Genomic DNA, 12,134 nt, shown 5'->3' on the forward strand with positions numbered 1-12,134 from the left:
TTTTCTCAGCTTCGGGTCTTAAGTAAATTTAACTATCAAAGAAGCTCAATAATTCGGATATTTGAGGAGTAGATTTAAGCCATGCGCGATTTAATTTGGACCATCATTGCAATTTGGGTTGTTTGGAAGTTAATAGATGCTTTCAGAAGTTACTCAGCAAAAAGCACTCAGGGAAGTACTGCAAATAATAACCGTACCTCGTACAATTATAATACAACTAATCAGCAGCAAAATCATTCGCCAAAAAAAGGTGAATTAAAGCCCGATGCCGGAGAGTACGTAGATTATGAAGAGGTGAAATAATTTTGAGTAAAAATTCACCGTTAATTCCTTCAAATCATTTATATTTAAACAAAATTATTAATCATTAATTCTTATATAAAATGAAAGTATCAGTTATTGGCGCAGGAAACGTAGGCGCATCATGTGCAGAGTATATTGCATTAAATCGTATTGCAAGCGAAGTAGTAATTTTAGATATCAAAGAAAATTTCGCTGAAGGTAAAGCTTTAGACTTAATGCAAACCGCAACATTAAATGGATTCAATACACGTATCAGCGGAAGTACAAACGATTATACTAAAACTGCAAACAGTGATGTTGTTGTTATCACAAGTGGTATTCCTCGTAAGCCGGGCATGACGCGTGAAGAATTAATCGGCATCAACGCTGGTATTGTAAAAACAGTAACTGAAAACGTATTAAAAAATTCACCGAATGCAATTATCATCGTTGTAAGTAATCCAATGGATACGATGACTTACTTAGCACTTAAGTCAAGCAAATTGCCTAAGCAACGTGTTATCGGTATGGGTGGAATTTTAGATAGCTCTCGCTTTAAATATTATTTATCTACAGCATTAAATGTGCCTGCTAGTGATGTGCAAGGTTATGTTGTAGGCGGACACGGAGATACAACCATGATTCCTTTAACTCGTTTAGCTACATATAATGGAACTTCGGTTTCAAAATACATGGATGCTGAAAAATTAAAGAAAGTAGCTGCTGATACAATGGTAGGTGGTGCAACTTTAACCGGCATGTTAGGTACTTCTGCATGGTATGCACCGGGAGCTTCTGTGGCTGCATTAGTTGACAGCATCGTAAACGATCACAAAAAATTATACACTTGCTGCGTTGCCTTAGATGGAGAATACGGACAAAAAGATATTTGCTTAGGTGTTCCAGTTGTTATTGGTAAAAATGGTTGGGAAAAAATCGTTGACTTCAACTTAAATGATGAAGAGAAGGCAGCATTCGCTAAGAGCGCAGATGCAGTTCGTGCAATGAACAATGTATTAAGTGAAATCAAAGTATCTTAATAATTCAGAATATCAATAAAAGGGAAGCAATTGCTTCCCTTTTTTATTAATATTAATTAATTGTTTACACCTTGGTTGAGAATTACACGATTATTCAAAGAATAGAAAGGATGAAAAATATTCATTTCATTCTGCCAACGGTTATTCTATTGTTTACTCTTGTAGTTTACTTTGGTTCTTTAAGTAATGGTTTTGTTAGCAATTGGGATGATGGTATTTATCTTTTGGACAACGTTGAATTAAAATCTATCGATCATAGCGGGTTTGGTACATTCGCTAAAAAGGCTTTTACAGGTTTCTCTAATGGACATTATCATCCAATAACAACATTAGTCTATGGAGTAGTGTATAAGATGTTTGGGCTAAATCCAATCGCTTATCATGTATTAAGCTTGTTAATTCATTTATTAAACTCTTTATTGATTTATTTTTTTGTGAGATTGCTGCTGGAAAACGCATTTATCGCTTTTTTTGTCTCTTTACTGTTTGCAATTCACCCTATGCATGTTGAATCCGTAGCTTGGATATCCGATTTAAAAGATTTGTTGTGTACATTATTTTATGTTTCCGGTTTATATGTTTATGTTAAAAATTATAACCAACCTAATTTGAAATCAAAATCAAAGGTTTTCGTTTTGTTTTTCCTTGCTTTGTTAAGTAAGTCAATGGCGATTACAATGCCATTTGTTTTGATTTTATATGATTTCTATAAGGAAAGGAAAATAGTAATGAGCGCTATTTTAGCAAAGACTCCAATGATTTTGTTGTCAGTACTATTCGCTTATTTGTCTGTTCTTTCACAAAAAAGTTCTAATGCCCTTGGTGAGATGGGTTCAATTCCGTTTTACTTCAGAATTTGCTTCGCCAGCTATGCTCTGATGATGTACCTTGTAAAATTGGTTTGGTTTGGAGGTTTATCCGCGTTTTACAATTACCCCTTAATAAATGATGCTAAGTTGCCGTTAATTTATTATTTAGCAGTATTGGTTCCAATAGCTCTAATGCTTTTGCTATTTTTATCTAAATGGAATAAGCATTTTCTGTGGTTCTGCATTGGTTTTTTTGTAATAACTATATTCCCTGTATTGCAATTAGTGCCTGCAGGGAATGTTAATTTGGCAGACCGTTATACTTATCTGCCGTATTTAGGACTTTTCATATTATTGGGTGTGATTTTGAATCAGGTATTAACTTATTGCAATGAGCTTTTAAAGAAAATAGTTTACATGACTTCCATTTTGTTTATGGTTTTTTCAGGGTATGTTAGCTATAGTCGCACTAAGGTATGGAAGGATAGTCAATCCCTGTGGGATGATACAATTAAAAAGAATCCTCAGGCTGCGCTGCCTTATTGCAACAGGGGCGTATTGTCTTTTCAAAAGGGAAATTTAGAAAGTGCCCTTGCGGATTTTAATACAGCTTTACAGCTAAGTCCGTGGCATGTGTCATCCCATTACAATCGTGGATTGATATTAATGAAGTTTAATCGCTATAAGGAAGCCTTGCCTGATTTTACGTATGTGTTGAATAACAATCCGAGAGATGTTGTTTCAGTTTTAATGAATAGAGCCTTGGCTTATACTTATTCAGGCGGCTATATGGATGCAATCAATGATTATACAGCCGTATTAAAGCTTAATCCAAATATAGCGGATGCTTATTATTACCGCGCTCTCAATTGGCATACCATCAATCAATTTCCAAATGCTGTTGTGGATCTGGATATAGTTCTAAGAATGAATCCGAAAAATTCAAAAGCAATTGTTTTAAGAGGCTTAAGCTATTATAAACTATCTGAATTCACTAAAGCCTACAATGATTTAATTTTAGCATATCAATTAGGAGAAGCAGTAGATGCGGCACTATTAGAAGAACTTAAATCCAGAGTGAGCCAATAAGTTATTTTATTATGGCTTTGTATACAATTTTGTAAAATATAAACAAACAACAGATGAATTTAAACTCAATTCACACAGAAGAAAAGTCGCTAAGCACTAAAAAAATATTCTCGGGAGGCGAAGGGAGTGTAGTTTCTATACAATTAAAAGCAGGTGGTCTGTTAAAGGAACATATTACAACTATACCGGCCTTATTAATTTGCATAAATGGAAAAGCTATTTTTAAAAGCGAAAAGGGAGAAGAATATAATTTGTCATCCGGTGATTTCGTAAATATTGAAGCCAACGTTAAGCACTTGGTGGAAGGTGTAGAGGATGCCCAGCTGGTGTTGGTGAAGTAGGATTAAAATCCCAAATAAGCTTCAATCTTTTTGAATGTTTCTTCGCCAACAATTTCGATCACTTGCTCTTTACTTTTAATGGCTCCGTTTTTTCTACGCCAGTTAAATATGGCTTTGGTTTCTTCGTAACTAATGTATGGATGGGCATTCAGCTCTTTAAAATTTTCGGTATTCAAATTTAGTTTGGAAACTAATGCTGCATCAACTTTAACATGGTTCTTTATAGATAAATACAAAGTATCGGTAAAGCCATACACTTCTTTCAATTGTTCTGTACTGTAAAATCCTCCCAGTAAACTTCTGTATTTTAAAATCCGTTTCGCATAGCCTCCGCCAATTCCGGGTAAAGGAAGTAAACTTATGCTGTCGGCACTGTTTAATTCTATGACTTTAATTTCCTTTTTCGCAATCGGTTTTTCAGCTGACGCTAATTTGTTTTCATTCTTATTTTCGACTTCAATAAAAATGTAAGGTTCAATGGAAGCGTATAATTCAGGACTGATACCATAAACTTTTTTTACATCTTCTTTGGATTTAAAAACGGCGCCTTTGCTTCTGTATTTTAAAAAAGTATTGGCTGTTTTGTTACTAAATCCTAGTTGCAATAACTGTTCTTTATTTACGCTATTCGGATTGAATACGAATAGAACTGTTGCTTTATTTTCCTTTAAAACGCTATCGTGAGCCGGACTAACACTTTTTAATTTTGACAAATCTGTTTTGCTAAAATCTGCCACTAATGCCGATTGAGGTGCAATAAAATAATTAAGGGAAAGTCGAACAATGAATAATAAAAGAATAATGGCGCACAATACCATCACCCCATTGCGCTGTTGTTTGTTGAAACCAAACCAAGTACTCAAAAAACGATGAATTAAATTCATGCCGCTTTATTCTTTCTGTCAAAAATATAAAAAACCGGAATGCCTAATAAAATAATGAGTACACCCATCCCGGTGTTAAAGGTTTTAAACATCAATAAATCAATGCAGATGAATCCAGCCAGTAAAATATACAATAACGGAATAAAAGGATAGCCAAAAGCTTTATAAGGACGAGGCGCATCGGGTTCTTTTTTACGTAAAACAAAAATACCGGCAATCGTTACAATGTAAAATATCAATGATGCAAAAGTACAGTAATCCAATAAATCGCCATAAGACCCGCTTAAACATAATACGCTTGCCCAAATTGCCTGGTAAATTAATGCCTTGGCAGGAACACCGTTAGAGTTTAATTCTTTTGCTTTTTCAAAAAACAATCCGTTTGCAGCCATCGACTGAAATAAACGCGAGCCGGCTAAAATCAAACCATTATTACAACCAAAAGTTGAAACCATAATAAGTGCCGCCATAATATATTGCGAGGTGCTTCCGAAAACAGTAAATAAAGCAGCAGTTCCAACGCGGTCGTTTTGTGCAAACATGATTCCTTTGCCTATTACATCTTCAGCTTCAGGATTTCCATTCACAGGTAGCAACATTAAATAAGCTACATTGGCAAGAACATAAATAATAGTAACTAATGTGGTGCCAATAAATAACCCCATAGGAATGTTACGTTGCGGTTCTTTAATTTCTCCGGCTATAAATGTTACATTGTTCCATGCGTCACTGCTAAATAATGAACCAATCATGGCCACACCCAAGGCGGCAATTAATCCGAATCCCTGAAGTGGAGAGGTGGTTATTCCCGAATCTGTTACAGTCGTTGAGAAAGCATAACCTGCATTTTCAAAATTTGTTGAAAGCATTCCGCTTTTCACACCAAAAATAATTCCCAATACAATTAAGCCGAATAAGGCAATGAGTTTAGCTGAAGTAAAAAATCGTTGAATCATCTTCCCGTTTTGTATACCTCTTGTATTTAGCCAGGTTAGAAAGGCAATTGAAACAATGGCTAATAATTGGGCGCTGGTAATTTTAAAATTACCCAATTCCATTAACACGTTTTTCTCGTCAAAGAAATCAATAAATACACCGGTGAATTTAGCGAAGGCAACGGCAACTGCTGCAATCACTCCGGTTTGTATGACCAGGAAAACGGTCCAGCCGTATACAAAGGCTGTCATTCTGCCAAATGCTCGTTTTAAGTACACAAATTGTCCGCCTGCTTCCGGCATCATGCCTGCCAATTCCCCATAACTTAAGGCGGCGAATAATGTAATTACGCCCGAAAGCACCCAGCAAAGTAATAGCCACATAGGCGAACCTAAACTCCTGCTCATGTCGGAACTCACAATGAAAATACCGGAGCCAATCATGGATCCTGATACCAGCATAATGGTATCAAATAAATTAAGGGTTCTTTGTGGGTTATTCATTAATTGCCGTAAATTTGTCAACCTAAAGAAACAAATAATTTTTATTATATAAAACCCAATGAAATTAATTAGTGAAAGGGTAAGTGTTCAGGAAAAAGACAATGTGTTAAGCGTTGTGATGTTGCCTACTACCGACAAGAAAAAATTGAATTTAATGTTGTTGTGGTTATTGGCATGGACAGGCTGTGGTGTGATTGTATTCATGAATTACTTTAAATTGAATAATCAAGACGCAAAGTTGTTTATCATCATTTATTTGTCTTTCTGGTTTTATTTCGAATATAAAATTGCCAGAGCCTGGATTTGGAAGAAGTTTGGTCGCGAAAAGGTATGGTTAAAGAGCGGAAAGTTATTTTTACAAAAGGAGATTAACGGAAAAGGAAAAATCAAGGAGTATGAACTTGATTTAGTAAATGAAGTGAAATTGATTGAATTAAGTCACGCCAGTTTTGCCGATACTATTAATCAAAGCTTTTGGATTAAGGGCGGAGAGCGCATTCAATTTCAATACATGGCAAAAACAATTACTTTCGGAATGCAATTAAGCGATAAAGAAGCGTATGAAGTTATTCGCGAAATTAAATCCTATTTAAAGAGAGGTTAAAGTAGTATCGGTCATACATTATTTTCTACCAGTGTGCGGGTCCGCGTTTTTCTGTGATTTTTGAATTCGGAAACAAATCGTAAAACAATTGATCCGCCCAAAATAAAAACTTTAAGGCATAGGTCGGACTGCTAAATTGCTCACTGATGTTTTTATTATTCTTAAGAGTAAATCTGTAATTGACGTCCATACCTAAGCCAAGCCATTTGAAAATTTTGAAATGTGTGGAAATTCCGGGCTCGTAAATCCATAAGAAATATTTTGGCTGACTATTTAAATTGTAGCTGTCATTAAACTGATACCAGGATAAGCCTAAACCGGTTTGAATTGGAACGCTAACCTGCCATCTTTTTGTTTTGTAAAATACTACGTCGGCGTACAAGCAAACATAACCTAATCGTAGAAATTTTCTATTTGAAATTAAATCACCATTGGAGTTTGGCATATAGATATCGTCGTACAAATCGCTTTTCAGCCAGCTAATGCCACCGCCAAAGCGAAGTTTTCTTCTGAATGAAGCACCAATTCTAATGCCGTTAATGGCTGCCAGTTCGTTATTTATAAATGAATAGCGTGATTCTAAACGCAAATCAATTGAGGCTTTGCTTTTGATAATTTGTTGAAGACTGTCAAAGAGCTGAGCTTTGCTTTTATTGATGAAAGCAGTTGTAACAGTTAAAATAATTATCCAAAAAATGCGCTTCACAAATCAAAATTACTTGCTAAAACAATGTTTATAATTAAATAACGGATAATTGTATTAACAATACACTTGTAGTAATTTTAAGCTACTAATGGCAAGTGCGTTTTTAGATACTCCCATCGAATACCTGAAAGGAATAGGTCCGCAGCGAGCTGATGTGTTAAAAACCGAATTGGGTGTGTTTACATTCCGCGATTTAATTACGCATTACCCGTTTCGTTATGTCGATCGAACCAAATTTCAAAGCGTAAAGGATTTAAGTGAAGATTTGCCATATGTTCAATTACGAGGAGTTATTGAGAGTTTAACCACGGTGGGTGTAAAGCGTGCTCAGCGTTTAGTGGCCGTTTTCAGAGATAATACAGGTATCATCGAACTAGTTTGGTTTCAGGGTCACAAATGGATGGCCGATAAATTAAAAACCCAAACCGAGTACATTATTTTTGGAAAGCCAACACGATTCGGAGGTCGTTTCAATATCGCACATCCTGAAATTGAATTGGCCAATCAGGAAAACATGGCACTTAAGTCGGCTTTTCAAGCGGTATATTCTTCGACAGAAAAATTAAAAACAAAAGGTTTCGACAGCGAAGGCATTCGTAAACTAATGAAGCAACTAATGGCGCAAATTCCGGGCGATGCCATTGAAGAATCTCTTTCGGCGGAAGTAATGAATGATTACAAGCTGTTGTCGAAAAACGAGGCGGTCAAACAAATTCATTTTCCGGATAATAATTTACAATTACAAAAAGCGCAATACCGATTAAAATTCGAAGAGTTGTTTTATGTGCAGTTAAAATTATTGCGATTGCATCATCAAACAGTCAAAACTGTACCCGGTGCAGTTTTTTCGAAGGTTGGTGATTATTTCAATGGTTTTTACAACAAGCATCTTCCATTTCAACTCACAAATGCGCAGAAACGTGTGGTGAAGGAAATTCGGACCGATATGGGAAGCGGTCATCAGATGAATCGTTTGTTGCAAGGGGATGTTGGCAGTGGAAAAACTTTAGTGGCACTCTTAAGTATGTTGCTTGCGCTCGATAATAATTATCAGGCTTGTTTAATGGCACCTACTGAAATTTTAGCTAATCAGCATTTTGTTACTATTAGCGAATTGGTATTTCCATTAGGAATTAAAGTTGCTCTGCTCACCGGTTCTTCAACTCAAAAGGAAAGAAGAGAATTGTTAGCTCAATTGCAAAGCGGCGATTTGCAAATTTTAATAGGAACGCATGCGCTGATAGAAGATGTTGTGCAGTTTAAAAATTTAGGATTGGTTGTAATTGATGAGCAACATCGTTTTGGTGTAGCACAACGCGCTAAATTAAGAGAGAAGGGGAAAGTGCCTCCACATATTCTGATTATGACAGCAACGCCAATTCCCCGCACTTTGGCAATGACATTTTACGGTGATTTGGATACCTCGGTAATTGATGAAATGCCGCCCGGTAGAAAGCCAATAAAAACTATGCATTTTATGGAGCCGCAACGTTTGCGTATGATTGGTTTTATGCGGGAACAAATCGCTTTGGGCCGACAGGTATACGTTGTTTATCCGTTGATTAAAGAGAGTGAAAAACTCGATTTACAAAATTTACAAAAGGGATATGATGATATCGTAAAAGAATTTCCACCGCCGCAATTTCAAGTCAGTATTGTGCATGGAAAATTAAAATCGGAGCAAAAGGATTTTGAGATGCAACGGTTTGTAAAGGGCGAAACACAAATCATGGTAGCTACAACAGTTATCGAAGTAGGTGTGAACGTACCGAATGCTTCCGTTATGGTTATTGAAAGTGCTGAACGTTTTGGTTTATCTCAATTACATCAGTTACGCGGCCGAGTAGGTCGCGGTGCCGAACAATCTTTCTGTATTTTAATGACCTCTTATAAATTAGGAGCCGATAGCCGTACGCGTATGGAAACAATGGTACGAACAAATGATGGTTTTGAAATTAGTGAAGTGGATTTAAAATTGCGCGGTCCCGGCGATATAGAAGGCACACAACAAAGCGGCGTGTTAGATTTAAAAATTGCGGATTTGGTTCACGACGGACAAATACTCCAAATGGCCAGAGCCGCAGCGCAAACTGTTTTGAATGAAGATGCTGATTTGAAATTGGAGAAGAATAAAGTATTAGAAAAGAATTTGATACTTAACGCGAAGAATCGTCCGAGTTGGGCAAAGGTGGGTTAGCGCATAATTAATATATGCCCCATGAATTCATGTTCTTTATCATAAATATCTTTAACAAAAACACGCCAGGTGTAAATGTCATCCGTAACAGGAGCGCCTCCCATTTTCCCATCCCACGCGGCATTCACATCATTTGTTTTAAAAACACTCATGCCCCAACGACTGATAATTTCAAAGGTATAACCATCCGTTACCCATCCGGTTCCTTGCGGTAATAAAAAATCGTTTATCCCATCTTCATCAGGTGAAAATGCTTTGGGCATCCAGAAATTAAACCCACTTGTTACACAAACTAATCGCGTTGTTGTATCTCTGCAAGCGTTTCCATTGCCTGCTATTAATTGAATTTGATAGCATCCTTCTTGCGTAAATGTATATTGCAAATCTTTTTGTGAACTAATAAATACACTATCTATACTCCAAATAAATCCTGTTGCATTTAAGGACGCATTTTCAAAAAGCGCATCGTTGTTGTTAAGTGTAATTTCTTCAGGCTTCTGAACAAAATCTGCCAATGGTCTGTCATAAACGGTTATGTAATTATTTTTGATAACAGAACTTTTACAGCCAAACTGATTGGTTACGGTTAACATCACACTATACACTCCACCTTTTTGATAACAATGCGTCACGGCAGGTCCTTGCACAGGAGGAGAAAAATCACCGAATGTCCATAATGCCGTAGTGGTGCCGGTCGTTAGATTATTAAATTGCACGCAGTAGGGTTCGCAGCCACTTGTATTATTTACCGTGAAATTCGGATTAGCAATCGGAAATACATTTACACTTACTGTGCTACTTACAGGAGTAGAGCCACAACCATCTTTAATGGTTATGGTATAAACATTACTTCCCGATAGATTAACGCTTAATGTATTTGTGGTAATATTTCCAGGTAACCATAAGTATTGATAGTTGCCATCTCCTCCATTAGCATTCACTGTGATCGAGGTATTTACATTCGGACAAACAGTAAGTGAGGTGGCGCCGGTATTTAAAGTTAATGGAGCGCTTACAATAACAGAATAGGTTTTGGGAGTTCCGGTACAGCCCTTAGAATCACTTACGGTTAAGGTATAGGCGGTTGTAACAATCGGGTTTACGGTTACACTTGCTGTGTTTAAATTTCCGGGTTGCCAGTTGTAAGTATACCCAGGACTACCACCGGTAACGCTGGCACTCAAAATTGTGTTGCTACCGGAGCAAATACTATTGATGCCACTAACCGAGTAACTCAACGCGCTAGGTTCGGTAATGTTTACTGTACCGGTTGTATAACATCCACCGGAGTCGGTAACTTTAACACTATAGGTTCCGCTGCATAATCCGCTCACAGCTTGCGTTGTTCCATTACTTACGCCGGTCCAGCTGTAAGTATAAGGGCCTGTTCCGCCTGTAATTGCCGCGGTAACCGAACCGTTACAGGTTCCATTACAGGTTACATTAGAAATGTTTGTAAAGGAGGCGGTCATGTTACTGGTATTTCCAACTGTTACAAAACCTTGTCCGGTACAACCTTTAGAATCTTTAACCAAAACCGTATAATTTCCTGTAGATAGATTGGTAGCAACCGAAGAGGATTGTACAGGACTTGTTGTCCAAGTATAAGAATAGGGTGCTGTGCCGCCATTTACAGTAACGGTGGCACTACCATCGGCATTAATACAAAACTCATCGGTATGAGAAATACTTAAAGAGATGGGAGGAGGTTGAGTAATAGCAAAGGTTTGGGTAATGCTGCAGTTTTTTACATCTTTTACAATGAGGGTATAGTTGCCGGCCGTTAGTCCTGATGTACTGGAAGCATTTGTGTTCATGGGGAGCCAGGTATAGGAATATGCCGGACTTCCACCTGTAACATTGGAAACAGCTACACCATTTGAAAAAGAATGACATGAAACGTGTCCAAGCGTAAAACTATTTTGCAAGGGTGCAGGAGGATTAATACTTGTAGTAAGACTATTTAAACACCCATTAGCATCTTTTGATGTTACAGTATAATTACCTGTTGGAATATTGTTGTAAACAGAATTTGTAATAGGAGAAGGCATCCATGTGTAAGTAAAAGGTGGAGTTCCACCGGTTGCGCTTACTGTAGCGTTTGTGCTTATAAGGGTACAACCCGATGCGGTACTATTTATGCTAAGCGTTGTTGGCGGTGGTTCGGCAATGGTAGTAGCTGCGGTGTGTTTGCATCCAATTCCATCTGTAACTATTAAGCTGTATACCCCGGCACTAAGATTCGTTATGGTTGCTGAATTCGGTGCAGCCGGTGTCCAAGAATAAGACAGAGGTGGTGTTGCATTTATGACGTTCGCAATTATCTGCGCATTTGAATCTCCATTACAATTCAACATGAATGGAATAGGATTCATTTGTACAGTTATTCCGGTACTGTTTATGATGATGAGTTGAGTAAAGCCTGTGCAGCCTAATGCGTCTTTTGCTAATATGGTATAAGTGTTAGGAGACAAATTAACAGCTACGGATGAATTCCCTCCGGAAGGCAACCAAGTATACGTGAAAGGTGGAGTGCCGTTATTCAATGTTACAGTTCCGCTTGTTAAGCCAGTTAAGCAATTCAGAGGTTGGTTAGATGCCTGCATTGACAAACCTAAACATTGAGAATACGTAGGTTTTAAGGCAAATAAAAAGCTTAGTAAAAGAAATAACACTCTAAGGCTTTTAATATTCTTTTTTAAGTATGAATCCGAACCGATTTTCACTCTATCAAAGATAAGCT

At 37.2% G+C, this 12,134-nt stretch carries 10 protein-coding genes; 6 read left to right on the plus strand and 4 right to left on the minus strand.

The genetic code is table 11. The annotated features are described in order from the left end of the window. Positions 1-81: 81 nt before the first annotated feature. From J0L69_06145 to J0L69_06160, 4 genes are all read left to right on the plus strand, one after another. Complete coding sequence (locus tag J0L69_06145; protein ID MBN8692756.1) at positions 82-303, plus strand: DUF4834 family protein; 222 nt, start codon at positions 82-84, stop codon at positions 301-303. A gap of 80 nt (positions 304-383) precedes the next feature. Then, positions 384-1,322: a malate dehydrogenase gene (gene mdh, locus J0L69_06150; GenBank protein ID MBN8692757.1), complete on the plus strand. Its 939-nt coding sequence runs from the start codon at positions 384-386 to the stop codon at positions 1,320-1,322. A gap of 110 nt (positions 1,323-1,432) precedes the next feature. Continuing rightward, positions 1,433-3,220: a tetratricopeptide repeat protein gene (locus J0L69_06155; GenBank protein ID MBN8692758.1), complete on the plus strand. Its 1,788-nt coding sequence runs from the start codon at positions 1,433-1,435 to the stop codon at positions 3,218-3,220. Positions 3,221-3,273: 53 nt separating this feature from the next. Continuing rightward, a complete protein-coding gene (locus J0L69_06160; GenBank protein MBN8692759.1) occupies positions 3,274-3,561 on the plus strand; it encodes a hypothetical protein in 288 nt (95 codons plus the stop codon). 2 nt (positions 3,562-3,563) lie between these two features. Here J0L69_06160 and J0L69_06165 read toward each other — a convergent pair whose 3' ends face one another. Next, positions 3,564-4,445, minus strand: a complete 882-nt coding sequence (locus J0L69_06165; GenBank protein ID MBN8692760.1) for a helix-hairpin-helix domain-containing protein — start codon at positions 4,443-4,445, stop codon at positions 3,564-3,566. After that, entirely contained in the window at positions 4,442-5,884 is a 1,443-nt protein-coding gene (locus tag J0L69_06170; GenBank protein MBN8692761.1) for an amino acid permease, read from the minus strand. The genes J0L69_06165 and J0L69_06170 overlap by 4 nt, the downstream gene beginning before the upstream one ends. A 58-nt stretch (positions 5,885-5,942) precedes the next feature. Here J0L69_06170 and J0L69_06175 point away from each other — a divergent pair, with 58 nt between their 5' ends. Further along, positions 5,943-6,488, plus strand: a complete 546-nt coding sequence (locus J0L69_06175; protein ID MBN8692762.1) for a hypothetical protein — start codon at positions 5,943-5,945, stop codon at positions 6,486-6,488. A 25-nt stretch (positions 6,489-6,513) separates the two neighbouring features. On the opposite strand, the gene J0L69_06180 is transcribed toward J0L69_06175, so the two are convergent. Continuing rightward, positions 6,514-7,194, minus strand: a complete 681-nt coding sequence (locus J0L69_06180; protein MBN8692763.1) for a hypothetical protein — start codon at positions 7,192-7,194, stop codon at positions 6,514-6,516. An 88-nt stretch (positions 7,195-7,282) separates the two neighbouring features. On the opposite strand from J0L69_06180, the gene recG reads away from it, so the two are divergent. Then, on the plus strand, positions 7,283-9,391 hold the full coding sequence (recG, locus tag J0L69_06185; protein ID MBN8692764.1) for an ATP-dependent DNA helicase RecG: 2,109 nt from the start codon (positions 7,283-7,285) through the stop codon (positions 9,389-9,391). Here the strand turns inward: recG and J0L69_06190 are convergent. Beyond that, positions 9,388-12,117: a gliding motility-associated C-terminal domain-containing protein gene (locus J0L69_06190; GenBank protein MBN8692765.1), complete on the minus strand. Its 2,730-nt coding sequence runs from the start codon at positions 12,115-12,117 to the stop codon at positions 9,388-9,390. The genes recG and J0L69_06190 overlap by 4 nt on opposite strands. Positions 12,118-12,134 lie beyond the last annotated feature (17 nt).

The organism is Bacteroidota bacterium (assembly GCA_017303905.1).
Taxonomy (GTDB): Bacteria; Bacteroidota; Bacteroidia; order B-17B0; family Aurantibacillaceae; genus JAHEYG01.

Excerpts from the sequence above, each read along its gene's own strand:
- J0L69_06145 (MBN8692756.1), top strand. The coding sequence starts at position 82 with ATGCGCGATTTAATTTGGACCATCATTGCAATTTGGGTTGTTTGGAAG.
- mdh (MBN8692757.1), top strand. The coding sequence starts at position 384 with ATGAAAGTATCAGTTATTGGCGCAGGAAACGTAGGCGCATCATGTGCA.
- J0L69_06155 (MBN8692758.1), top strand. The coding sequence starts at position 1,433 with ATGAAAAATATTCATTTCATTCTGCCAACGGTTATTCTATTGTTTACT.
- J0L69_06160 (MBN8692759.1), top strand. The coding sequence starts at position 3,274 with ATGAATTTAAACTCAATTCACACAGAAGAAAAGTCGCTAAGCACTAAA.
- J0L69_06165 (MBN8692760.1), bottom strand. The coding sequence starts at position 4,445 with ATGAATTTAATTCATCGTTTTTTGAGTACTTGGTTTGGTTTCAACAAA.
- J0L69_06170 (MBN8692761.1), bottom strand. The coding sequence starts at position 5,884 with ATGAATAACCCACAAAGAACCCTTAATTTATTTGATACCATTATGCTG.
- J0L69_06175 (MBN8692762.1), top strand. The coding sequence starts at position 5,943 with ATGAAATTAATTAGTGAAAGGGTAAGTGTTCAGGAAAAAGACAATGTG.
- recG (MBN8692764.1), top strand. The coding sequence starts at position 7,283 with ATGGCAAGTGCGTTTTTAGATACTCCCATCGAATACCTGAAAGGAATA.